This is a genomic window from Mesorhizobium sp. ES1-3, from assembly GCF_020164795.1.
GTDB lineage: Bacteria > Pseudomonadota > Alphaproteobacteria > Rhizobiales > Rhizobiaceae > Mesorhizobium.
On the sequence record NZ_JAIUGW010000041.1, the window covers coordinates 1 to 24,225 of the forward strand.

21 protein-coding genes and 1 tRNA gene are annotated in these 24,225 nt (G+C 61.0%); 11 read left to right on the plus strand and 11 right to left on the minus strand.

What is annotated here, in order from left to right; all coding sequences use genetic code 11:
• The first annotated feature begins 537 nt into the window (after positions 1 to 537).
• From LB536_RS29885 to LB536_RS29910, 5 genes are all read left to right on the plus strand, one after another.
• Positions 538 to 4,416: an SIR2 family protein gene (locus LB536_RS29885; RefSeq protein ID WP_224598817.1), complete on the plus strand. Its 3,879-nt coding sequence runs from the start codon at positions 538 to 540 to the stop codon at positions 4,414 to 4,416.
• Positions 4,417 to 4,922: 506 nt separating this feature from the next.
• Positions 4,923 to 6,824 carry a P-loop NTPase fold protein gene (locus tag LB536_RS29890; RefSeq protein ID WP_224598819.1) on the plus strand — a complete coding sequence of 634 codons (1,902 nt, stop codon included), beginning with the start codon at positions 4,923 to 4,925 and terminating at the stop codon, positions 6,822 to 6,824.
• An 841-nt stretch (positions 6,825 to 7,665) separates the two neighbouring features.
• Positions 7,666 to 8,292, plus strand: a complete 627-nt coding sequence (locus LB536_RS29900; protein WP_224598823.1) for a hypothetical protein — start codon at positions 7,666 to 7,668, stop codon at positions 8,290 to 8,292.
• Positions 8,293 to 8,484: 192 nt separating this feature from the next.
• Positions 8,485 to 8,757, plus strand: coding sequence for a hypothetical protein (locus LB536_RS29905; protein WP_224598825.1), 273 nt, complete (start codon positions 8,485 to 8,487; stop codon positions 8,755 to 8,757).
• Positions 8,754 to 10,379 (plus strand): recombinase family protein, encoded by a 1,626-nt coding sequence (locus LB536_RS29910; RefSeq protein WP_224598842.1) that lies wholly within the window; start codon positions 8,754 to 8,756, stop codon positions 10,377 to 10,379. The genes LB536_RS29905 and LB536_RS29910 overlap by 4 nt, the downstream gene beginning before the upstream one ends.
• Here the strand turns inward: LB536_RS29910 and LB536_RS29915 are convergent.
• A tRNA-Met gene (locus tag LB536_RS29915) sits at positions 10,336 to 10,412 on the minus strand. The genes LB536_RS29910 and LB536_RS29915 overlap by 44 nt on opposite strands.
• 239 nt (positions 10,413 to 10,651) lie before the next feature.
• On the opposite strand from LB536_RS29915, the gene LB536_RS29920 reads away from it, so the two are divergent.
• Positions 10,652 to 11,611 (plus strand): Gfo/Idh/MocA family protein, encoded by a 960-nt coding sequence (locus tag LB536_RS29920; RefSeq protein ID WP_140813607.1) that lies wholly within the window; start codon positions 10,652 to 10,654, stop codon positions 11,609 to 11,611.
• A gap of 237 nt (positions 11,612 to 11,848) precedes the next feature.
• On the opposite strand, the gene mnmA is transcribed toward LB536_RS29920, so the two are convergent.
• Positions 11,849 to 13,042, minus strand: coding sequence for a tRNA 2-thiouridine(34) synthase MnmA (gene mnmA / locus LB536_RS29925; protein WP_224598826.1), 1,194 nt, complete (start codon positions 13,040 to 13,042; stop codon positions 11,849 to 11,851).
• Between the two features lie 284 nt (positions 13,043 to 13,326).
• On the opposite strand from mnmA, the gene LB536_RS29930 reads away from it, so the two are divergent.
• The gene (locus tag LB536_RS29930; protein ID WP_006203587.1) at positions 13,327 to 13,602 is read left to right on the plus strand and encodes a DUF1153 domain-containing protein; all 276 of its coding nucleotides are present in this window, start codon (positions 13,327 to 13,329) and stop codon (positions 13,600 to 13,602) included.
• Between the two features lie 70 nt (positions 13,603 to 13,672).
• Here the strand turns inward: LB536_RS29930 and LB536_RS29935 are convergent, their stop codons facing one another.
• Positions 13,673 to 14,599 (minus strand): NADP-dependent oxidoreductase, encoded by a 927-nt coding sequence (locus tag LB536_RS29935; protein ID WP_224598829.1) that lies wholly within the window; start codon positions 14,597 to 14,599, stop codon positions 13,673 to 13,675.
• A gap of 89 nt (positions 14,600 to 14,688) precedes the next feature.
• Here LB536_RS29935 and LB536_RS29940 point away from each other — a divergent pair, with 89 nt between their 5' ends.
• The gene (locus tag LB536_RS29940) at positions 14,689 to 15,087 is read left to right on the plus strand and encodes a winged helix-turn-helix transcriptional regulator (RefSeq protein ID WP_140813604.1); all 399 of its coding nucleotides are present in this window, start codon (positions 14,689 to 14,691) and stop codon (positions 15,085 to 15,087) included.
• 109 nt (positions 15,088 to 15,196) lie between these two features.
• Here LB536_RS29940 and LB536_RS29945 read toward each other — a convergent pair whose 3' ends face one another.
• Entirely contained in the window at positions 15,197 to 15,574 is a 378-nt protein-coding gene (locus tag LB536_RS29945) for a flagellar export protein FliJ (protein WP_140758551.1), read from the minus strand.
• Between the two features lie 451 nt (positions 15,575 to 16,025).
• Between LB536_RS29945 and ctrA the strand changes: the two genes are divergently transcribed.
• Positions 16,026 to 16,721, plus strand: coding sequence for a response regulator transcription factor CtrA (ctrA, locus tag LB536_RS29950; RefSeq protein WP_006203583.1), 696 nt, complete (start codon positions 16,026 to 16,028; stop codon positions 16,719 to 16,721).
• Positions 16,722 to 16,841: 120 nt separating this feature from the next.
• Here ctrA and LB536_RS29955 read toward each other — a convergent pair whose 3' ends face one another.
• On the minus strand, positions 16,842 to 17,210 hold the full coding sequence (locus LB536_RS29955) for a PleD family two-component system response regulator (protein WP_140758550.1): 369 nt from the start codon (positions 17,208 to 17,210) through the stop codon (positions 16,842 to 16,844).
• A 238-nt stretch (positions 17,211 to 17,448) separates the two neighbouring features.
• Positions 17,449 to 18,078, minus strand: coding sequence for a histidine phosphotransferase ChpT (chpT, locus tag LB536_RS29960; protein ID WP_140758549.1), 630 nt, complete (start codon positions 18,076 to 18,078; stop codon positions 17,449 to 17,451).
• Positions 18,079 to 18,478: 400 nt separating this feature from the next.
• Between chpT and LB536_RS29965 the strand changes: the two genes are divergently transcribed.
• Both LB536_RS29965 and LB536_RS29970 read left to right on the plus strand, forming a co-directional pair.
• Positions 18,479 to 19,000: a DUF1134 domain-containing protein gene (locus LB536_RS29965; protein ID WP_373424628.1), complete on the plus strand. Its 522-nt coding sequence runs from the start codon at positions 18,479 to 18,481 to the stop codon at positions 18,998 to 19,000.
• A gap of 155 nt (positions 19,001 to 19,155) precedes the next feature.
• Positions 19,156 to 20,310, plus strand: a complete 1,155-nt coding sequence (locus LB536_RS29970; protein WP_224598831.1) for a hypothetical protein — start codon at positions 19,156 to 19,158, stop codon at positions 20,308 to 20,310.
• A 40-nt stretch (positions 20,311 to 20,350) separates the two neighbouring features.
• Here the strand turns inward: LB536_RS29970 and LB536_RS29975 are convergent, their stop codons facing one another.
• From LB536_RS29975 to LB536_RS29995, 5 genes are all read right to left on the minus strand, one after another.
• Positions 20,351 to 21,145 carry a TrmH family RNA methyltransferase gene (locus LB536_RS29975; RefSeq protein ID WP_224598834.1) on the minus strand — a complete coding sequence of 265 codons (795 nt, stop codon included), beginning with the start codon at positions 21,143 to 21,145 and terminating at the stop codon, positions 20,351 to 20,353.
• Between the two features lie 101 nt (positions 21,146 to 21,246).
• Positions 21,247 to 21,591, minus strand: a complete 345-nt coding sequence (locus LB536_RS29980) for an ArsR/SmtB family transcription factor (protein WP_140758545.1) — start codon at positions 21,589 to 21,591, stop codon at positions 21,247 to 21,249.
• Positions 21,592 to 21,757: 166 nt separating this feature from the next.
• The gene (locus tag LB536_RS29985; RefSeq protein WP_224598835.1) at positions 21,758 to 22,528 is read right to left on the minus strand and encodes a HugZ family protein; all 771 of its coding nucleotides are present in this window, start codon (positions 22,526 to 22,528) and stop codon (positions 21,758 to 21,760) included.
• A gap of 68 nt (positions 22,529 to 22,596) precedes the next feature.
• On the minus strand, positions 22,597 to 23,358 hold the full coding sequence (locus LB536_RS29990) for a 3-hydroxyacyl-CoA dehydrogenase (RefSeq protein ID WP_224598838.1): 762 nt from the start codon (positions 23,356 to 23,358) through the stop codon (positions 22,597 to 22,599).
• Positions 23,359 to 23,443: 85 nt separating this feature from the next.
• Entirely contained in the window at positions 23,444 to 23,968 is a 525-nt protein-coding gene (locus tag LB536_RS29995; RefSeq protein ID WP_224598840.1) for a GNAT family N-acetyltransferase, read from the minus strand.
• Positions 23,969 to 24,225: the final 257 nt, after the last annotated feature.

Consider the following 24,225-nt stretch of genomic DNA (forward strand, 5'->3'; position numbering starts at 1 on the left):
ATCGCACCAAAAGAGAGGAACGACGATGTCGAAAAGCTCACCGGAAGCACAACCGATTAAGATGGCAAGATAAAAGGCCGCACGTTGTGCTGCTTTCGGTTGATTGAGTTTATTAGGTTTTTTTGCGTCCTCCGCACATTGTGAGTTTTTGCTGCAATGTGCGCTCCGACGCTAACCAATTGCGTTAGCTCAGCAATTGGCAATGTGCCTCACAATTGGCGATTGCGATTGTCCGCGGATATTGTGGAAGTTGCGCACCACCGTCACGCTGGCTCGTGAAGTACAACGCCCGCTTTACGCCACGCTCAAACGATGCGTCGTACGAGTCATCGATCAACTGCCCGATATGCTTGAGCGCCTCGTCGTCAGTCATCTTTGAGAAGCAGGGTTCGCATCTCTTGTTGAGAGCTTCGAGATCGGATTGGTCGGACATTTGACTGGTTCGCCAAGACCTCTGAGGAAGGAGGATTCGTCTCGGACGCTCTAAGAATGAAGGCGCTCGCGACGCCAATCAAATGACAGGACCGACGGATCGCAATGGTGCCCCGGCAGCGATTTTGCGTGACTAAGAATTGTTGGTCAATCTTGTTCAATCTCACCCTAAAATCTTGTGTTACGACCTGTTTTGGTCATGTTGGAAAAATGCGCTTTGTCGAAAATGGTCCATCACTGCCTGCCCACCTGCTTGAGGAACAAGCACAGGGCAATGTGATCTTCTTCTGCGGCGCCGGGGTTTCGATGCCAGCCGGGCTCGACAGCTTTTGGGCGCTGACCAACCGCATCATCGATACGCTCGACGCGACCAAGGCACGCAAGGCGCTGGCCGACAAGGAAAGCTTCGATCGCGTATTCAACGTGCTCGTGCGCGAGTTCGGGCGCGAGGAAATCGACAGCCAGATCTATGCCGCACTCGGTGTCGGTAAGCCTCGTACGCTCAAACATCATCGCGATATCCTCGCGCTGTCGCGCGGGGCGAGCGGCAACCCCCAGGTCGTCACCACCAATTTCGATAGGCTCTTCGAACAAGCCGGACGGGATGTTCGGCCAATCGTTCCACCGGGTCTGCCCGACATCGAAATCAATCAACCGATCCGCGGCGTGGTCTATCTCCACGGCCGCCTGGCCGATCCGCGGCAGCCTGAAGAAATTCCGAGCTACGTCATCGGCAGCAGCGACTTCGGCCGAGCCTATCTCGCCGAAGGATGGGCAACACGCTTCGTGAAGGCGCTGCGTGAAAAGTACACGATCGTATTGCTCGGCTACAGCGCGGACGATCCGCCAATGCGCTACCTGCTCGAAGGCCTCAACGTCCGCACGGGCGTCATCTACCAGTCACCAATCTACGTCTTTACCGACCGGTCGACCGACGACGCGGAGGAAATCTGGCAGGATCGCGGCGTCACGCCGATCTGCTACACGCCCGACAAAACGCACTCGGGATTGTGGCGGACCATCACCGCCTGGGCAAAGGCGGCGCGCTCACCGGATCGCTGGGCCGATGAGGTTCTGTCGCTCGCGCGCCAGTCACCGGCCGAGCTCGAGCCGTTCCAGCGCGGTCAGGTAGTCCAGCTGGTGAGTACGACGAAAGGCGCGAAGGCTTTTGCCGATGCCGATCCAGCGCCCGGTGCGGAATGGCTGTCGGTGTTCGATCCGAACGTCCGGTATCTCGCCCCCGGTCAGGAATCGCGAAACCGCGACGCCAAGGAGATCGACCCGCAGGATTTCTACGGACTGGACGACGATCCCTTGCGGCCTTCGCCCAATGAGCGCCGGACGGTTCCCGAAAACGCGCGCAACCCGCTTGCCTGGCAGAAAGGGGATGGCGTCCAGCCGGAGCGCATGACGCTGCAGGGCGGTGGCACCTTGTGGCATTATCCCCTGCCCGACCGACTCCATCACCTGGCGCGTTGGTTCGGCGTGCAAAGCCACGAACCGGCCGCCTTGTGGTGGGCGTCAACCTATTATCGTCCCAATCCGCACCTGCTCTGGTTCGTCTCGAACCGGGTGCGCAGCCGGTACGGCAAGGAGATGCCGCCGACCGCGCAGACGCTGTGGAACCTCTATCTCGAGGCGCTCGACATGCTGCCCGAGGAAGAGCGCAGCGACCGCTGGTTCGCGTTCGAAGGCATGCTCAAGAGATCCGGCTGGACACCGGCGGTGGCGCGGTTCTTCGAGCGCTGCGTCACCCCCTTTGTCGAAATCTCCCGGCCTTTCATGTCGCCGCCGCGCCCGCCCCTCGAGGATTGGGACAAATTGCGCCTTCGCGACGTCGTCGACCTCAAGGTGGCATCGCTCGACCGGCACAATCATGATGTGAAGTGCCCGCCCGAATCGTTGGCGCAGATCGCGCAGATCGTTCGGGGATCGCTTGAGCGCATTTCAGCGCTGCTCGACGAGATCGGCGACCTCTTCTGGCATCCACCGACCCTGCTGCCCGAGGCGGATAATGACGGATTCTCCGGCAAGAAGTCGCACAACGTCCTGTGGTTCAGGACGATATACCTCGCTTTGGTCGCGCACGATCCGGACCTTGCGCGCCGTGAATTCCTCGCCTGGTCAACCACCGAGACGCGCATCTTCGCCAAGTTCCGGCTGTGGGCAGCGGCTGATCCGAAGATCGCCACCGCGGCTGAGGCGCTGGCGATCATCGTGTCGCTCCCGCGCGAAACGATGTGGAATGCCTATAATCAGCGCGAACTGCTCCACCTGATCAAGGCGAGATGGGGCGAATGGTCCCACCGGCAGAAGCGGACGGTCGAGCGGTTGTTGGAAGCTGGGCCGCCTACCTATCGTGACGAGAGGCGCCAACAATATCGCGAGCGCCGCGCCGCCTACGCCGCCACCAATCTGCGCTGGCTCGAGCTGCAACAGTGTCAGCTGACTGCCGCTGGTCAGCACGCTCTCGCCAAGCTCAAGCTGATTCATCCCAAATGGAACGACAGCTGGGCGGAAGATGCCGACGACAGCCATGACGGCCGTAGCGGCTGGGTCCGGGAGGTCAGCGACCCCGGCGATCTCGACCTTCTACCGCTGGATCAGGTAGTGGACACCGCGCTGGCGCGGACCAAGCGTCCGATCCGGGAACTTGCGAGCTATCATCCTTTCCGGGGCCTGGTCGAGGAACATCCCTACAAGGCGCTGGCCGCGCTCCGGTCCGCTTACCGCAAGGGCGCGTTCCCGGCGCAACTGTGGGGCGACCTGTTCAACAAATGGCCCAAAGACACGACACCCAAACTGCGATGCCTGCTCGCGCATTCGTTCATACGACTCAGCCCGGCGCAAGCGATCACGCTACGATACGAAGCACCGAACTGGCTCGAAAAGCATCTTCCCGCGCTTTACGCAAATGGCCGTACCAATGCGCTCGCGATCTTCGACGGGTTCCTGCACCCCTTCCTGTCGAGCGCGCCCGACGCGACCGACAGTGGCATCGGCGCGACCACGATCGGCGGTGTCGAGCAGCAGCAGTCCGAAGTGTCGATCAGCAAGGCGATCAACAGCCCGATTGGGACGCTCACCCAGGCGCTGTGGAAACTGACGCCCCAAAGGGCTAAGCGCCACAAATCGTTGAACCGCAATCTCGCCAGCCGGTTCGAAGCGCTAGCCGACGCGCCCGGCTATGGCGGTGGCCATGCCGTCGCCGTCCTCACCCAGCATATGGGCTGGATCGACTATTGCTTCCATGACTGGGCGGAGGCGTTCCTGCTGCCGATGTTCCAGCTCGATCATCCGCTCGCCGAAGCGGCTTGGCATGGCCTCGCCTTCAATCGCAACGCCATGCCCGCGCCCTTCTGGCAGCAGCTCAAGGCGCCGATGCTCAAGATCCTGAAGGGCGAAGCGGGCTGGACGCTCGACGAACAGGAGCGCGACTATTTTGGCTCGCTGCTGGTCTGGTTGTCGCGGCCGGTGCCCGATTTCGCGCCGCTGTTCAGCTTCGAAGAAATTCACGACGCGCTCACCGCGATCGACGACGATCTGCGCGGCCGGATCCTCTGGACGCTGGGCAACAGCCTTCAGGAGCATGGTCAATGGGTCGAGTTCATCAAGCCGTTCATCGAGAATAGCTGGCCCCGCGCTCTGCGCTATCGCAGCGACGAGACCACGCGCGGCTTCATCCAGATTGCCGAACAGGCAGGTGACCACTTCCCGGATGCCGTGAAGACGATCCTTCCGCTGATCCGCCCGGTGCCAAACGCCGACATGCTGACCTATCGCATTTCGAGGGACCGCAAGGATAAGGAGAATATCGCCCGCAACCACCCGCAGGTGGCGATGCGATTGCTCAATGCGATCACGCCCGATGACCGCGCACGTATGCCCTACGAACTGGCGGGGGCGCTCGATGCGCTCGCCGAGCTCGATCCGCGCATTAAGGACATGCCTGAATATCGTCGCTTGAAAGACCTACTTGAATAAGCCCGACCGTAGCCGAACGACCGCTATCAGGTTGAGGGCCAGCCCAAAAACTCAGGGCGCAATTTCGCTGCCTGTTTGTTCGATCTCCGGCGGGCTGAGCCATACCGATCGCGGCCGAGACCGGACCGTCTGATCTTGGCAGGCGCAATGTCGATAGTCGCTGTTCTGCAGCCGAGCCCCAACCAGAACGTTCGGACATCGCGGGCCGAACGTTGGCCTCGAACCCTTTGACCGATGCCGTAGAGTGAATGATGGCCGCCTTGGCGAACATGACACCCTTGGAGAAAGTTTCCGTCTGTGTCCGGCTTGAGGCGACAAGGCGTGAGCTATATGGGAACGGAGAGAATGTCCCGCCCGGAAGCTCCGCTGATCCGCACCGGTACGGCAGAATTTGCTAACAGCCCGAAATGTACGGCTGCACGGCGCTAGAAAGTCTTGGGAATAATAAAAGTTGATACCACGAACGCAGTGTCAGTCCTCTTGCACGCAGATCAAGGAACGAGTTGATGGACGAGACTGTATCTAGAGCGAGCCACCGAGAGGCGGAAGAGTACCTCAGCAGATACCTTGCAGCGGATGGGACCGATTATGCTGTCATGATCGACGGTCCGTGGGGCTCGGGCAAGACGTATTTCCTGAAATCGTTCCTGGATCGGCGCAACGCTTCGGTGCTCAACTGGGATCCCTTGAGTGCGAGCGGCCGCTACTGGTACGCGTCGCTGGCCGGAGTGAGCAATGTCAATCAAATCTACGAGCAGTTCTTTGCATCCGAACATGGCAAGTCCGGCCGGATCGCCACGGAGATTGCGCTGCGTGCCAGCGCCTATTTTTCGAAAAATACGGTAGGCACGCCAGAAGACGCGGCGAAAATCCGTCGCGCCATGCTCGATCCGCGCGAACGAGTGCTAGTGTTCGACGACCTCGAACGTTCATCGATGCCCGTGCTTGAAGCGTTGGCGCTCGTGTACTCGTTCGCAAAGGACGGTGTAAAAGTCATCGTTGTTGCGAACGAGGAGGAAATAACGTCGCCGGTGCGCAACACCGATAAGACGATCGAGGAGGCTGAGCCCGCGCGATCGGACTACGAACGGCAGAAGGAGAAATTCGTCAGCAAGACGATCAGGGTTGGTTCGGACGCCGAAGAGGTCTTGCCGTTATTCACTGCGCGGATGACGTCGCCGATCGCGAAGGCGTGCGTGGAACGATCCACGGAAACAGTTTTGGGAGTGTTCCGAGCGTCCAAAATGCAGAATCTGCGAAGTCTCCGCCAGGCCATTGAGGACTTCGACCACTTAGTCGGCATGCTCGAAGCGACGCTGAGGGAACACCCCAAGGCAGTAGACGCGATCCTGGTTTATCTCATCGCGGTTGAGATGGAGTTTCGTGGCGGCACCAAGGGGATGTCGGTCGAAGGCATCCGCGCCCTGCGTTCAGAACGCTGGTCGAGCCTGCTTGGCAAGGGTCCGAGCGGGACTGGAGTTCGCCTATTGGCGTCCTACCCCATGGTGTCTTGGAAAGATCCGATCATCCCGCACGAGCATATGGCAACGCTGCTCAAAGCAGGAACAATCGCAATCGAAGAACTTATTAATCGGGTTCAGTCGCATCCAGCAGTTGCCCCACCGCAAAGTCTAGCCCCTTGGAGAGCCCTATGGGACTGGACGTCTTTGACGAGGGCACAGTACGTTCAGTTTCGAGACCTTTTGGCAGGGCAACTAGCCAATCGCTCGATCCTCCATCCCGGAGAACTACTCCATGCGATCGGCGAGGTTCTACGACTTCGTAAATTTGGTGACGACCTGATCAACGGGGCCGATCCAGACGCGTACTTCAGACAGTATGTCGATGAGGTAGTTGCCGACCGGCGGCTTCAACCTTTGACAGAATTGTTCGGTTTCAGCTCCGGCTCGCATGCCGGTCTCGTCTATCCGGAGAATGACACCCCTGAATTCCAAGCGCTGAGGGACCTGGTCCGTGGCGGTGTCGGGAGAGTTCGGGACGCGAAATTGGCTGACATTCTCCCAGCCTTCCTGGCGGATTTACGAGTCGATCAGCGCGCAGCTCTCCGCCTGAACAACTACGGAGAGAAAGAAGGCAACCTGCAGGGCGTTCCGTTCCTCCAACTCTGCAATCCCAAGGAGTTCGCCGAACTACTCGTCGATGGGTCGGCGCCACGGGAGACCGTGATGGCCGCATTCCTGGATCGTTACTCGAACGATGTTCACGAGAAGTCACTAGCGGCCGAACATCCCTGGGTCGAGGATGTCGAAAGGGAGTTTGCGGTGTTAGTGGACCGGGAGGCCCCTCCGTATAAGCGCCTTCTAGAGTACCGACAGAGTTGGATGAAAAGCGAACTGGACAAGAGCCTTCGACGCACGGGAACTCCCGCAATCCCACCAAGCACATAGTGTGTACGAAACATTGCTATAGGCATCGTGACACCAGCCTTTTACTTGATGGTGTAAGCGGCCGTTTGCCCATCGCGCCACAAACTCGCTTTGTCCTGCATAGTTGCTTTTGATCTGGCGCTGCACGAATGACCGCGTCCAACGCGAACAGCAAGACGCGTCGAAACGGTCATCCGCGCTGCGTCGGATGACCGCCAGAGGTTGATCCATTGGAAGAACGCCTGCAATTTATCCGTTGTAGGCCGCCACTGCCCAAGCTGCTGGCTGCTTTCGAGAAATCGCTGGTATTGCGCGAATGTCCGAGATGCTGCGCAAACCCGCCGCTCGCTCGCTTTTACGGCGCGCTCGCGAGCGGCTACGCGCGGACCTATTCTGAATGACTGCCGTTCGCTTTGCGAATGAGTGCTTCCGGCTCCATTCCTAATGCGTCTACGATGTGCCCAAGCACACTTGCTGAAACATCAGCGCGTTCAAGGACACTTATATAGCGGGCGATCAGGCCGGAGCGCGCTGGCAATTCTTCTTGAGTCATGTGCCGTCTGGTTCTGGCTTACCGACTGTCTTAGAGCCTAAACCAGCCTCGACAAGTCGTCGGAAGGCCTCCGATCTGGTGGGTAGATCGGGCTGATTTCGGCGCCATTCGTCAACGCGGGCAAGCAAGTCACTCGTAAGCCGCAGCTCGAAGCGCTCAGTTTTGTTATCAATAGCATCGGGCGTGTTTGACAATGCTTATGTCCGTAATGTACGGTATGTACGTAAATTGTGGTTCTTTGCGGCCGAACAACGTGCACGAACACGTCGCTCGGCCTGACCACAACCCAAGCTGATTGGAGCTCGGATCATGGTTGATTCCGACAATACCACGACTTTGCCTTTCGTCATCGGCGGCCAACGCGATGAGCTCGAGAGGCCGGGGCCCCAAGGCACAGATTCCGCTTTGAGACTATGGAGCGAATGGCAACGAGCTCGACATGCCTCATTGCTGTTGTGTCGAATTCAGCAGCGGATGGAGGCGCGAATGATCGCCAATACCGGAATTCAGGTATTGACTGCGGCCGAGCCGATGCCGTGGCAACTATCAGTGCCTACTACGGGTCTAGACTCTGAGCATGTCATAGCTTGCGAAGCCGAGGTCTTTGCGATGACCGAAGCTCTTAAGCTTCAAGATTCGATCCCCGAAGTCGCGGCTACGTCGCTCATCGGCGTCATCGCCAAGTTGGAAATGATCGCTGGGGCTGATCGAGATATTGGTGACCCAACCGACTTCCCGTGGCCGCACATAGCTTCCGTACTGCGTGACTTAAAGGCGATCGCAGGGGATTTGCCGGTTGGTTGCCGGAGCCGGGAAAGGACGCGGAGCGATGTCGCCAAGCATTGGGAGTCCGCAGTCAAGCTGGTCGCGGCGCTGAACGAGGAAGGCGAGGCGGAGCAGTGTAGCGATGTGGCCGACTTCCGACACGCCCTCTGAAGTGATGGTGGGCCTGGATGTGAGCATCAGGACGTTCCCACTTGTCGCCTGCAGCCCGACCTAATGATTGAGACGAAACCGCCCGACGCAAGTCATTGCACGCTGTGGCCCTACTTCGTGAACTTCGTGCTTTCCCTAGCCGCCCGGCGGCCTCCGATAGACGGTCGATCCACCATTGGGAGAGCGACCGCTATGGCTGAGGAAACCAGGATCGGCCCACAGGCTTTAGTTCCGGCGAACGACAACGGCGACGTCGCCAACCCCGAGGGGCGCCCAGAAAACATGGCGGCGCGGCTGGATCGGGTCGTGCTGGATATCGCCCGGCTGATCGGCCGGCAACTGGCGCGGGAGGCATTCGAGTCGGGGCTGGCGGCCAACGACAATCGGCCGGGCCGCCGAGAGGGAGAGGGCAGGGAGCCGGATGGCAAACCCCATGGGAACAGGAGAGAGGAGCCGCCGCCATGACCCGTGTTGCACTCTATGCCCGCTATTCGTCCGACAACCAACGCGAAGCCTCAATCGAGGACCAACTGCGACTTTGTCGAGAACACTCATTTAAAGAGAGATGGACTGTCGTTGGGACCTATGCCGATGCTGCCATCTCTGGCGCAAGCATCGTCCGCCGACCAGACATTCAGCGGCTCCTGAGTGATGCTCAAAGCGGGCAGTTCGAGATCGTTCTTGCCGAGGCGCTTGATCGCCTCTCACGCGACCAGGAAGATGTGGCTGGTCTCTTCAAACGCCTGCGCTTCGCCGGCGTCAACCTCGTCACCCTCTCCGAGGGTGCCGTCGACGAACTTCACGTGGGCCTCAAGGGAACGATGAACGCGCTCTTCCTGCGTGACCTTGCGGTTAAAATCAGGCGCGGACAAAGTGGACGAATACTGAATGGCTATGCGGCTGGTGGCCTTTCCTATGGCTATCGCGTGGTCAAAAAGCTCGATGAAAGCGGCGAACCGATCCGCGGTCTGCGCGAGATCGATGAGCATCAAGCCCAGGTCGTGCGCAGAATCTTTCAGGAGTTCGCGGTTGGTCGATCGGCGCGTGCGATAGCTGCTGACCTCAATAAAGAATGTATCCCGTCGCCCTTTGGTGGCGCTTGGGGCGCCTCGACGATCAACGGCAATCTCAAGAGAAGAAGCGGCTTCCTTTACAACGAAATCTACATCGGTCTGCTTGTTTTCAACCGTATCAAGATGGTCAAAGATCCAGAAACCGGCAAGCGTATCTCGCGACCGAACCCGCCCGAAACGTGGCAGGTCATGGAGGTGTCGCATCTGCGCATCGTGGATGATGCGCTATGGGAAGCAGCCCAAGCTCGCAAGAAGCTATATGGAGGTGCGAAACTCCATCATCGCCGACGGCCGAAACATATGTTCTCAGGGCTCGTGCGGTGCGGCTGCTGCGGCGCTTCCTATACCGTGAAGAATCAGAACCAACTGGCCTGTGCTGCGCATCGTGAGAAAGGTACCTGCACCAACAGCAGGACGATCCGTGTTGGCGACCTCGAGAAGCGTGTGCTTGCTGGCGTCCAGCGGCGATTGCTAGCGCCAGATGCCATCGCGGGCTTCCTTGCCGAATATCACGCCGAGCAGAAACGGCTGAATGCGATGAACCGCCAACGGAACAAGGAAGCTGAGAAGCGGCTCGTCGGCATCGACAGGCAGATTGCCAATATCGTTGATGCCATTGCCGACGGTGTCTCGACGGCCAGCATGAGATCGAAGTTGCTGGACCTCGAGAGCGAGAAGGAAAGTCTAGCGCGAGAGCTTCAGGCCATGGCAGCCGCTGAAAGCATCGTGGAGTTTCACCCGGCAGCCGTCGAGGCTTATCGCCGCAAAGTGTCGGAACTCCAGATGGCCCTGCAATCCGACGAAAGCGAGCGTGACGAGGCAGCGAGGATCGTCCGTTCGCTAGTTGCGAAGATTGAGATCATTCCGGCCGAGGGCAGGGGGCAGATTGAGCTCAAGGTCCACGGTGCGCTGGCGGAGCTCCTCAACCTGGCAAACCGTAAACCAGGAGAGGCGCCTAACGCTGTATTGATGGTAGCGGGAGAGGGACTTGAACCCCCGACCCCAGGATTATGATTCCCGTGCTCTAACCAACTGAGCTACCCCGCCAGGGCGGCGACAGGCCCGAAATCCGCCTCAAATCGAAAGGCATTTCGCGGCGTTCGCCAAGGTCGCGCGGATATAAGGTTGGGAGGGCGAGCCTGTCAAGCTTCGATGCATTCGATATCAGCGCATATTCCCCTTGGCGAAAAGCTTTGCCGCGCGAACGCCTGGTTGCGGCCGCCGGGGTTGAGTTCGACGGGGCACGTCGCTATGTCTCGGCCACGAGTTTTTAGAGTTTGAAACATATGAAGCCGCGCATTGCAGTCCTCGGTTGCGGATACTGGGGCTCAAACCACATCCGCACCCTCAAGGCGCTCGGCGCATTGCACGCGGTTTCCGACACCAATCGTGCCCGCGCCGAAGGTTTCGCCAGCGAACAGGACTGCCTGGCGATCGAGCCGGACCAGCTGTTCGTCCGCGATGACATCGACGCCATTATCATGGCCTTGCCGCCGCAGTTCCATGCCGATCTTGCCGTGCGCGCCGTCGAGAACGGCAAGGACGTGCTGGTGGAAAAGCCGATCGCGCTGACGGTGCCGGATGCCGAGCGCTCGGTGCAGGCAGCCAAGGAGAATGGCCGCGTGTTCATGGTCGGCCATGTCCTGCGCTTCCATCCCGCCTTCGAGACGCTCAAAGGGCTGATCGACAAGGGCGAACTCGGCGAGGTCCGCTACATCCATTCGCACCGGCTGGGGCTCGGCAAGTTCCATACCGAGAACGACGCGCTATGGGACCTTGCGCCGCACGATCTGTCGATGATCCTGGCCATCACCGGCACCGAGCCGATCGAGGTGCGCGGCGAGGGGGCGGCACTCCTCGACAATCTCAGCGATTTCGCGCATCTGCACATGCGCTTTCCCAACGGGCTGCGCAGCCATCTTTTCACGTCGCGGCTCAACCCCTATCGCGAGCGGCGGTTGACGGTGGTCGGCACCAAGGCGATGGCGGTGTTCGACGATGTCGAGCCATGGGAGCGCAAGCTTGCCGTCTACCGGCACGCGGTGTGGCAGGACAGCGGCCAGTGGGCGTTCACCACCAATGAGCCGTCCTATGTCGCGGTTGCCCAAGGCATGCCGCTGACGCGCGAGCTGGAGCATTTCATCCAGTGCATCGAGACGCGCGCCGAACCACGCACCAGCGGCGAGGAAGCGATCAGGGTGCTTCGCATCCTGACGGCGGGCACGGTCACCCACACCAAATCCTGAGACTGTTTGGAAATTCTACTCTGGCGGCCATCTGATGGCGTTTTCTGCGCTACTACGGCGCCGCGCGTCCTCTAGACGCGCAAAGGATGCCGTAGCACTTGATTTGGCGCATGATCCTTTCCGAAATCGCTTTTCGATTTTCGGGGTCATGCGCTGCTCTCGGACGCAAATGTCCGCTGCGCTCCGGTTCTCGAAACCACCACCATATGACTCGCCAGAGCGAATTTCGAAACAGTCTCAAAGGTCGGCGGGAACTTGCGCCGGCCTCGCGGCGAGCCGGCTCAGCATCGCTTCGGCTTCGGCGCCGCGCTCGGAACGCTCGATGAAGCCGCCGCCGAAGACGCGGGCCTCGTTGCCGTCGTCGGAATAGAGCACGCAGGCCTGTCCGGGCGCGATGCCCGATTCACCATCGGCCAGTTCGACCGAGGTCACGCCTGCCTCGTGGCGCAGCACGGCCGGCCGTGGCGGCCTGGTCGAGCGCACCTTGGCGAACAGTTCGATGCCGCCGGCGGGAGCATCGGCGAGTCCGCCGTCTCCCAGCCAGTTCATGTCGCGCAGATAGATCTTGTGCGTCTCCAGCGCCTCGCGCGGGCCGACCACGACACGGGCGCGCTCGGCGTCGAGATGGACGACATAGAGCGGCTCGCCGGACGCGATGCCGATGCCACGGCGCTGGCCGATCGTGTAACGCAGAATGCCCTCGTGGCGGCCGAGCACGCGGCCGTCGATATGGACAATGTCGCCCGGGTTGGCGGCCGCCGGCTTCAGCTTGGCGATGATGTCGGAATATTTGCCCTGCGGCACGAAGCAGATGTCCTGGCTGTCCTGCTTGGCGGCGACCGTCAGCCCCATCTCCTCGGCGATGGCGCGAACCTGCGGCTTCGACAGGCCGCCGAGCGGAAAGCGCAGATAGTCGATCTGCGCTTGCGTGGTGGCGAACAGGAAATAGCTCTGGTCGCGATCGGCGTCGACCGGCCGGTAGAGCGCGCGGTGGGCGCCATTGGCGCCGGAACGGATGTAGTGGCCGGTGGCCAGCGCGTCGGCGCCGAGATCCTTGGCCGTGGCCAGGAGATCGGCGAACTTGACCGTCTGATTGCAAGAGACGCAAGGAATGGGCGTCTCGCCGGCGACATAGCTTTCGGCGAAGGGATCGATGACCGCCTTGCGGAACCGCTCCTCATAATCGAGCACATAATGGGGAATGCCCAGCGTCTCGGAGACGCGGCGGGCATCGTCGATGTCCTGGCCGGCGCAGCATGATCCGGCCCGATGCGTTGCCGCACCATGATCGTAGAGCTGCAAGGTGACGCCGACGACATCGTAGCCCTCGCGCTTCAACAGACCGGCGACCACGGATGAATCGACGCCGCCGGACATGGCGACGACGATGCGGGTCTCTTCGGGACGTCTGGGAAGGTCGAGACTGTTCATGGTGCTTTCATTCTGCGGCAGCTCAAATGCCAATGTCGAGAATATAGGTCAAGCTTTCATGCGGCGCCAGCTTGCACGGCGACCCACGGCGTGGCGACGTGGTGAATGGGTACATTTCTCCCGGCTGAAACAGGGCTTCCAGCCGGATATTTCAAATGCCCGCCAAAAGACTAACGCGGCGTTCACGATCCTTACCTAGTCATTAGGGTCTGCTTAGGCAATTTTTAAAGCTGTGGCGGTAACGTGGCGGGGATTGGGTCTTTGAGTTTTTTGTAGAGAGTACGATGACCGATCTGGTTAGACCTAGAGTGAAGTATGTTATCGGGCCCGACGGCAGCCCTCTCACGATTGCCGATCTGCCGCCGACGAACACCCGTCGCTGGGTTATCCGGCGCAAGGCGGAAGTGGTTGCAGCGGTGCGCGGCGGACTTTTGAGCCTTGAAGAGGCATGCCAGCGCTACAAGCTGACCACGGAGGAATTCCTGTCCTGGCAAGCGTCGATCGACGAATACGGCCTTGCCGGGCTGCGCACCACGCGCATCCAGCAATACCGGCACTAGGCCGGTCACATCACGAGCAAAGGGCGCGGCATGCCGCGCCCTTTTTCTTTCGGAGCGACGGTGTCGCCGCTCAGATCGTCAGCGCTACCTTGCCGATCGGCCTTGTGGCGAGAAAGGCGTGGGCGGGTCCCGCCTGGTCGAGCGGAAAAGTCCTGGCCACGTGAACGGCAAGCTTTTGCGCCTCGATCAAACCGGCCAGCTCAAGCAGGCCCTCGCGGTCGGGCACGACCGACATGCGCTCGACCCTGATATCGCGCGAACTGGCGTCGGCGCGCGTGGCGTCGTTGACATTGAGCAATGACACGAGCACGCCGCCGGGCTTAAGCACTTTCAGCGAGCGATCGGCATGGTCGCCGCCCACCGGCTCCAGCACCAGGTCGATATTGCTGATCTGGCTGGTGAAATCACCCTTGGTATAGTCGATCACCTCATCGGCGCCGAGCTTGCGTACGAAGTCGAGCTTGCCCGGGCTGGCCGTGGCGACGACGTAAGCACCACGCGCCTTGACGATCTGCACGGCCAGATGGCCAACGCCGCCAGCTCCGGCGTGCACCAGCACGCGCTGGCCTGGTTTCAGTCCGCCATGGCGGACAAGGCCTTGCCAGGCGGTGAGACCGGCCAGCGGCAATGCGCCGGCCTGGATATGGTCCGCCCGCTTCGGCTTCAGCGCGATCTCATCGGCCGGCACGGCCGCCAGTTCGGCGTAGGCCGCGGCCTGCTTAGGGAAGCGCGGCATGCCGAACACCTCGTCGCCGACCTTGAAGCCGGTGACGCCGGCGCCCAGCGCCTCGACCGTCCCCGAAATATCCCAGCCAAGGATGAAGGGTGGCTCGCCGAGCAGCGGATAGTGGCCGGCGCGCACAGCGCCATCGACCGGATTGATGCCGGCCGCCTTGACGCGGACCAGCACCTCGCCGGCCTTCGGCGTGGGATCGGGCAATTCGGCGGTGACAAGAACGTCGGGCCCGCCAACGGAATTCTGGGTTACGGCACGCATAAAATCTCTCCTGCTTGACTAACGCCACTATCATTTGGAGAGTAAGGGCCTATTGTCCAGTATGCACCTTTTTGATATATAGGCACCTCATGGATAGTGATTGCGATTCCCCCTTCGGCTACGACGCGTTCCGGCGGACATGTCCGTCGCACACCGTTTTGGAGATGCTGGCCAGTAAATGGGTCTATCTGGTGGTCTGCGCGCTGCGCAAAGGCCGGCAGCGCAATGGTGCGCTTGCCCGCAAGCTCGAAGGCGTCACGCCCAAGATGCTGACCCAGACCTTGCGTGTGCTCGAGCGCGATGGCTTGGTGCGGCGAGAGGTCTATCCGGTCATTCCGCCACGCGTCGAATATGAATTGACCGAACTCGGTCAGAACCTGGCGGGACTGCTTGCCCAGATCAGATCATGGGCGGAGCAGCATGCGCCCGATATCAAGGATGCCCGGGCAAGGGCGATTGCCGGAAATGAGGGGGACTGGGCGGCCTAGGCCTTGCATGCCATCAGCGCATTCGCGGCGGCCCGCCGGCGCCGGGTGCAGGCTGTCGCGCGACAGGGTGGCGCGCTTGTGTGCGCGCCGAATGGCGCGGATGTCCGCTTCAGCCGATCATGGCGCTGCGGCCACCGGTTTCGGCCTCGCGAATCTTGGTATCGCGCGATTCCAACATCTCCGCCTTGGAAAGCTCCGCTTCAGCTTCACCGAGTAATGATTCGGCGGCGCTTCGCTGCAGGGCGAGGTCGCCTTGCGAGTTCCTTAGATTGTCACGGCGCAGGCGCGCCGCCTTGGCGAAGGTCGGATAGGCGAAATGATTGATATCTGTGATGCCGGCTTTCTTTTCCTCGGCGGTGATCTGAAGCTCCAGTTCGACGGCCATGCGCTCGAACTCGGCGATCATCATGTCGAGCTGCAGCATCTGGCGACGCTTCTCATTCACCTGAAACTGTTTCAGCCGAACGAGGTTTTCACGTGACTTCATGATTCGGTACTCCCGGAAACGCACACCCGCACATATCGTCCAAACCACTTGGAAAGGCCCAAGCGCTGCCCGTGTCCACCGGCTTTCCCCGCACTATGGGAAACAAAACCCTAAAGTTTTTTGCCGATGGTAACCATTCGTTTACGGGCATTGTTAATCATACGTGTCAGGGCTTAAGGCCGGGTAAAAATTCCGGCCGCCGAAGCGAAGCCGCGTCGATGAGTCCCTGGAGTCACTTAGTCCAGATTATTAATGTGTCGCATTAGGAAATTTGGTCTGTGATTCGTTATTAGATTCAAGAGGGTGTAGAAAGGGGTTAAAAAATCTGGTACCGTATTGGACGGGAAATTAGGTTTTGTTAACCATTCGATGGCAGCCTCTCTACAAGGCAACCACTGCTCCGGGGCAGGACGGGTCGTGAAATGGTCCGGCGGCAGAAAAGGGGAATGAAATGCGTGTTCTGCTGATAGAAGATGACAGTGCAACCGCACAGAGCATCGAGTTGATGCTGAAATCGGAAAGTTTCAATGTCTATACGACGGACCTCGGCGAAGAGGGTGTCGATCTGGGCAAGCTCTACGACTACGACATCATCCTTCTCGATCTCAACCTGCCCGACATGTCCGGTTACGAGGTCTTGAGAACGCTTCGCCTGTCCAAGGTAAAGACGCCCATCCTCATCCTCTCCGGAATGGCCGGCATCGAGGACAAGGTACGCGGCCTCGGCTTCGGCGCGGACGACTACATGACCAAGCCGTTCCACAAGGACGAGCTGGTGGCGCGCATTCATGCCATCGTGCGCCGCTCCAAGGGCCACGCCCAGTCGGTCATCACCACGGGCGACCTGGTGGTCAACCTCGACGCCAAGACCGTCGAGGTCGGTGGCCAGCGCGTGCACCTCACCGGCAAGGAATACCAGATGCTGGAGCTGCTCTCGCTGCGCAAGGGCACCACGCTGACCAAGGAAATGTTCCTCAACCACCTCTATGGCGGCATGGACGAGCCGGAACTGAAGATCATCGACGTCTTCATCTGCAAGCTGCGCAAGAAGCTCGACGCCGCGTCCGGTGGCCAGAACTATATCGAGACCGTCTGGGGCCGCGGCTATGTGCTGCGCGAGCCGGAAGACATCCGCGTCAGCGCCTGAGCGCAGTGGGCGGAGCTTTTCTCAAAAACCCGGCCATGGCCGGGTTTTTGCATGTGAGCCGATAATTATTTTGCGCACTGCGAGACGGCGGACCGCCGCGCGGGTCTCCTGGAACAGCGTTCAGGCAGCGATCTTCAAGGCGCGAAAGCGCTCGAGCAGTTGCGGGCGATTGAAGGGCTTCAACAGATAGCCCTGGGCGCCGGCGCGCTTTGCCCGCATGATCGATGCGATATCGAGTTCGACCAGCGAGATCAAAATCTGCGGCCTGATCGGGCTTTCCATGGCACAGACGCGCCGGATGAGGTCGACCGCCTGCACGTCCGGCAGAGCGCCGTCGACGACGATGATGTCGGGCATGTCGGCGGCGCACATCTCCAGTGCGTCAAGCCCGCTGGCTGCCTCGATGACCATCATGTCGGAACCGCCCAGGATGCGTTTTGCCACCTTCCTGATGACGCTAGAATCGTCGACGAACATGCAGCGTTTCATTTCCGGTTCCTCTCTGCCCTTGGACAGTCCGGTCGTTCGGGGCATCTGCGGCGTAGCCTAGACCGATCTGGTAAAGAAGCCGAAAAGCCGTTAGGTAAAATTTTTGCAAAGATGTCGTTCGAAGGCCTTTTCCTTGCGGATGCTTCGGCGGGCAAAGATCATCGCGCCTATCTGGGGCGTCAATGAAATATTTCAGACTGAAATACTTTGTTCGGTCGCGCGCCACCGGGCGCCGGCTTCAGGCCGCTGAAAGGACGATTTCTTCAGCCGTCGCATGGATCGAAATCGTCATGTTGGCCTCGCGGGCCAGCAGCAGCGTGTAGTAGGGTTGCACCGAATGCGCGTCGATCGGCTCTTCCGGCTTGTGGCCGGAATGCAGTTCGAGGAATTTCGGCGGCACACGCAGCATCGGCCCGCTTGCCGAAAGCGAAAAGCGCGGCTCGGTTTCGAGATTTTCGAGCGTCACGACCAGTTTGCCGCCGCGCGGAATGGCGGCGTTGGCGACCAGGAGCAGGTTGAGCAGCAGCTTGACCTTGTTCTTGGGCAGCAGCGCGCGGATTCCGTTCCAGACCAACTCCGGCTTTTCGTTCTTGAGGAAGGCGATGGCGACGGCCTCGGCATCTCCGGTGTCGATCATCATGCCGGCCGAGCCGGCAGCGCCGAAGGCGATCCGGGCGAACTGCAAGCGGGCCGAGGCGTTCCTTGCACTCTGGCGGATGAGCCGCATGGCGTCTTCGTCGGCGCCGCCTTCGTCGAGCAGTTCAAGCCCGTTGTTGATCGCGCCGACCGGCGAGATGATGTCGTGGCAGACGCGGCTGCACAAAAGCGCCGCCAGGTCGGGAGCGGAAAGGGTGAACAGATCGGCCATCGGCGAAATCCCTGCAAAATCTTCCAGTTCGTGGCCAAGCGATCGATCTTCGCGCCTGCCCACACGAATCACGCTTCAACCCAAGGCTTTCTGAATACACAGCGCCCGCGCGTGCAGCAACAAATCCAAATTGTCGTCATGGCATATGGCGCATTCACGCAGGCTGCGTGTCCCCTCAAGCGGCCAAACAGCCTTCGAACCGCCATCTTCATGTGGGAGTTTAATGGTTGAAAAAGGATTACGGCATAGTTTGCCCCTAACAGTCATCCTTAACGGCCGCCTAAAGAGCCGTACGGATGCGAGGCGTCGGCGAAAGTGCTTCATGACGGAGATTGGAAGCATGTTTTCCCGATTCTATGACCGGAGTTTTCTCCGTGTCCTCTCAATGGCGATCACGCTCATGGGCGTTCTCGTTTTCACGACATCGCCCTTGCGGGCCCAGGAGTACACCGCTCAGGAGATTGTCGATTCCGGCCACAAGTTCTTCGGCGCGACGTCGGGCGGATTGGCCACCGTCGTGGAGAAGATATTCGCCTCCTACGGTCTGCCCAATGGCTATCTGCTCGGCGAGGAGGGATCCGGTGCGCTGATCGGCGGCCTGACCTATGGCGAAGGCACGCTCTACACCAAGAATGCCGGCGATCACAAAGTGTTCTGGCAAGGCCCGTCGCTGGGCTGGGATTTCGGCGGCGAAGGGTCACGCGTGATGATGCTGGTCTATAATCTCGACGATGTCGGCAACCTCTACAATCGCTACGGCGGCGTCGCCGGTTCGGCCTATGTGGTGGCGGGTATCGGCTTCAACGTTCTGAAGAACAACAATGTGCTGCTGGTGCCGATCCGTACCGGCGTCGGCGCCCGGCTCGGCGTCAATCTCGGCTACCTGAAACTGACCGAGCGAGCGACCTGGAATCCGTTCTGATCTGTCCGATATGATGGAATCGCGGACCGTTCGACCGGATTCCCGAGCCACGACCCGAATGACCCGCGGCAAGCCCTTGCCGCGGTGCCGGATTTCCGCCATGCCAACATGGCACAGTCCAGCCTTCCAAGTTGTCGTTGATAACGGGTAGTCCTTTGGTTCAGTCGGTCCTGTTCTTTGCCCTCGGCTTTCTCTGTGCCGGCTTTCTGGCGCTGATGGTGGCTCCGGCCGTCTGGCGGCGTGCCGCCGCCCTGACCCGCAGGCGCATCGAAGCCTCCATCCCGCTGACGCGAGCTGAAATCCAGGCCGACAAGGACCGGATCCGGGCCGAGTACGCCATGTCGACGCGGCGACTTGAAATCAACGTCAAGACGTTGCGCGAGAAGGTGGCCGAACAACTCGTCGAAATCAATCGCGGCCGCGAGGCGCTGAAGGGGCTGGCGGTCGAGCGAGCGGGCAAGGATCATGCGCTCGCCGAACTCGGCGCCAAGAGCGAAGCGCTACGCCAGCGCGAAGAGGAACTGCATCAGCTTTCGGAGCGGCTCAAGGAAACCGAGCGAAAACTGGAAAGGCGGGCGCTCGATCTCGAGAAGCTGGAGCACATGTATGACGATGCCAGTTTTGCCTCCAGCAGCCGCCAGATCGAGCTCGTGGCCCGCGAATCCGAATTGCAGAAGCTCGCCAGCGACATCTCGCTGCTGCGCGGCCAGCGCAAGGAAGCGGATCGGCGCAGCCAGGAGATCGCGGCCGAAAGCAAGGCCGCGCGCGATGGCCTGAAGGCCGAGAAGAAAAGAGCCGCCGAACTCGACAAGAAGGTCGAGCGGCTGCTGGCAACGCTCGCCGACCGTGAGGACAAGCTTGATCGGCGCGAAAAGGAGTTGGTACGGTTGCGGGAAAAAGCGAAAGCCGAGGACGGCGCATCGGCCTTGCGGCTGGTCGGCAAGCCCGATGAAGCCGGCCGGCATGACGAGGCCGGTAAGCGCGACGACATGGACCGGGCGATTGCCAAGCTCGACGGCGACCGCGAACGGCTGGAGGCCAGGCTGACGGCGCTGGCGCGCGAGAACAAGCGGCTTAAGGCGGATCTCGGCGCCGTGGCATCGTCGGGTTTGGCGAATGGCAATGGCGCCGCGCTGCGTGAGCAGATGAACGAACTGGCGGCGGAGGTCGTCCATCTGACGGCCAAGCTCGAGGGTCCCGATTCACCAATCGCCAAGGCGCTGGCGGCGCCGCAGGACAACCGCTCCGCCGGCAACGACCGCAGCCTGGCCGACCGTGTGCGCGCCTTGCAGAAGGCAGAAGCCAGCTGACGGGTTCGGGCTGGCCGCTTTCGTCGCGTCTTGACTCACATCAGCGTGAGAAATGATGCAGGGCAATGGCCGAGGCGGCGGCGACGTTCAAGCTGTCGAAACCTTTCGACATGGTGATCCGAACGGTTTGCAATCGGGAAAGCAGGCTTTCGGGCAGGCCTTCGCCCTCGGTGCCGAGGTAGAGCGCCAGGCGCTCGCCGCGCAGTGCGTCGCGTATGTCGATCCGGCCGCGCGGTGACAGTGCGAACTGGTCATAGCCCCGCCGATCGAGGTCCGCCGTGAAGTCCGCCGTGTCGGTGAAGGACGCGAAAGGGATCTTGAGCGCGGCGCCGACCGAAACCCGGATCGCCTTGCGATACAGCGGATCGCAGCATGTCGCATCCATCAGCACCGCATCGGCGCCGAAAGCGGCGGCGTTGCGGAAGATCGAACCCATATTGTCATGGTTGGCGATGCCGACAAGCACGACGACCAGGGCTTGAGCGGGCAAGGCATCCAGCAATGATCCGGCCGGGTGCGGCATCTCCTTGCGGCCGATGGCCAGGATGCCGCGATGCATATGGAATCCGGCAATCGCGTCCATCACCGCACTGGCGACGATGTAGACCGGCAGGTCCGCTTGTGCCTTGCGCAGCATGTCCTCCAGGCCGCCAAGCCGATTTTCCAGGATCAGGATGGATTCGGCGCTGAAGCGGCGCGACGACAAAAGCAGGTCGAGCACCACCTTGCCTTCGGCGACGAAGCGGCCTTGCCGGCCCGCCAGATCGCGCTCGCGGATATCGAGATAGGCAGCGACACGTGGGTCGCGCGGATCGTCGATACGAATTGGGTCCATGTCCCGCTCAACAATAAAGAACGTGGCGCGTGTACCGGGAAAGACACACGAGCCACGCTCCGCAAATTGTCAGCGAGGTAAACGGCCGCGGCAGCGTCCGGTCAAGTCCCGGCGCGGCGCAACCTCTGCGCCATCTGCGACAGATCCTCCTTGCCGCTGCCGAAAATGCCATCCAGCATGGCGAGCAGTTCGCGCACCGCATCGGATTTGCAGGAATAGTAGATCATCTGACGATCGCGGCGGGTGTCCACGAGGTCGAGCGCGCGCAACTTGGCCAAGTGCTGCGAGAGAGCGGATTGGCTGAGCATCACCTTGTCGGCAATGGCGCCGACCGACATTTCACCGTCGATCAGATAGCTCATGATCAACAGCCGTTTTTCGTTGCCCATCAGCATCAGAAATTCGGCAGCCGATTCGGCGTTGGCGATTAGCTTTGTCGAGACCATTGATGCCCCATGCTGTTTGCTCATCGAGGCGCCATGGGGGCAATGGTGCCTGAATCCATAAATTCACTTGCGAAGGACGCCGACGAGTCAGCGCCAGAACCAAAGCCTAGAACATTTCTTTCAAATCTCAAGGGTTGCTTTTGATCAAATGCAATTTAGTCGCGTCTTATGCCTCCGATGCGGCCCTGCCGGCCCTGGCCATGGCAACTAGAACGGGACGCAATTCCGATACATTTATCAATGGTTGCGGGAAGAACACCCGGCAAACATTGTCCCCCGACACCAGATCCATGCCATCGGCGTCCAAACCGGCAATGGTCCAGCCATCGCCGGATGCCTTGGCGAAATGACGGGCATAGACGGCGATCGCCTCGAGATGGTCCGCATTCATGTGCTCAATGGCCGATTGTTCGCTTCCGGCGAGTTCCTCGATGATGGGCCCAACGGTGAGGAGGTCGGACCGTTCGAGCATATAGGCCTTGCCGAAGCCGCCGTTGAGGCTGGCGCGTTGCGGCTCCAGGCGAAAGATCGAAAAGTCGCCGAGCCCGGCATAGAGGCCCGCCTTGGGATTGCGGTTGAGATAGCGGCGCTCGGCGCGGGCATGCGCCTGCGAGCCGCGCTCCAGCCGTGATGCCTGGCAGATCAGCGTCAGCCTCGGATGCGCCAGCGGATCGCCTTTGCCGGGCTCGCCAAGCAACAGGGAACAGCGCGGATCGGCAAGCAGGGCTGATGTGTGCGCCGCAAGCATCGATACCAGGATAAGCGGCGCGCCGTCGATGTCGGTGGCGACGCCGACCCGGCTCGCCAGTGGCGATCCGGTCTGTGGTTCCAGCACCGCCAGGGCGCCGAAGCGGGCACTGCGCAGAAGCGTTTTCGCCAACCGGATCGCCTCGGCGCCGGTCTCGCGGATTACATCCCTATCTTGATTTTGCTGCATCAAAACGCTCGCCACAATTTGTCCCGCTTATCGGTGCTGCCGGCCGGATCCGGTCCCTTCGGCTAGCCCTATTTCGCCGCCATGCGGATGGCGCCGTCCAAGCGGATGGTCTCGCCGTTCAGCATCTGGTTTTCGATGATGTGCAGGGCAAGCGCGGCATATTCGGATGGTTCGCCGAGGCGCGGCGGGAAGGGCACGGCGGCGCCCAGCGAATCCTGCACGTCCTGCGGCATGCCGGCCATCATCGGCGTCTTGAAGATGCCGGGCGCGATGGTGCAGACCCGGATGCCGGAACGGGCGAGATCACGCGCCACCGGCAGCGTCATGCCGACCACGCCGCCCTTGGAGGCGGAATAGGCCGCCTGGCCGATCTGGCCGTCATAGGCGGCGACCGAGGCGGTGTTGACGATGACGCCGCGCTCACCGCCCTGCAGCGGCTCGAGTTTCGCGGCGCGGTCGGCGACGAGGCGGATCATGTTGAAGGTGCCGATCAGATTGACTTCGATCACCTTGCGATATTGGTCGAGCGGATGGGGTCCATCCTTGCCGATCGTCTTCACGCCAATGGCGATGCCGGCGCAATTGACCAGGATGCGCGGCTCGCCCAGCTTGGCGGCGACATCGGCGAGGGCGGCGGCGCCACTGTCGGCACTCGCGACGTCACACTGGACGGCGATGCCGCCGATCTCGGCCGCAACCTTGGCCGCGCGCTCCATGCCGACGTCGAGGATGGCGACGCGGGCTCCCTTGGCGGCAAGCGCGCGCGCTGTTGCCTCGCCAAGGCCGGAGCCGCCGCCGGTCACGATCGCGATCTGGCCATTGGGGTTCATCGCGTCATCCCTCCAGTGAGAATGGGCTTTCCTATGAAAATAGGGATGGATCAGGCCCGGATCGACGGGCCAGGTCAAGCCATCGCTAGACGTGCTCGGCAATCCTGGCCTGGCTGGCGTGACCGACCTCGCCCGAAAGCCTGGCAACCGCGCCCGGTATGATCTCATGCGACAAAAGGCGGTCGAAGTCGACAGGCCGCGGCATCGAAATCTGGCCGCGCGGAATGCGCTTGAATCCGAGCGGCCCGTAATAAGGCTCGTCGCCGACCAGCATCACGGCGGGTGCACCGGCCTTGGCGGCCGCCTCCAGCGCGATTGCCACCAGCCGACGGCCGATGCCGAGATTCTTGAAGGCCGGCCGTACCGCGAGCGGCCCGAGCATCAGCGCCCGGCCGGCACCGGCCGCTATGCGCGTCATGCGCACCGAGGCGACGACCAGGTCGCCGTCGACCGCGACAAAGGACAGCGCGCGCTCGTGACCGCCGGCCTCGCGGATCTTGTAGGCGGCCAGCACGAAACGGCCAGGCCCGAACGCTTCGTCGTTGATGGCTTCGATTTCAGGATCGTGCGCCGGGGTTTCCGGCAGATACTTCACGTCGGCAAGGCTCATGGTCGTCGCGTTCCGGTAGAGGAGGAAAGGTTGCTGCAAACGGCAGCATTCGCCAGTCAGCGCTTCATCAAGCGCGGGCGCCCTTTCGTCGTCGGTCAAACCGGATCAAAGCAAAGTCGAACATGCGGAGTGTCCGCTAGCACCAATTTTGCGCCGCCGCAATCGACCCGTTCGCTGGCCCAGGGCTGCGAACTCGGGTTAACGCGCTTTGGGGATTGCGGCTGATCTGATTCCATGGGGGTCCCATGATTCGGAGC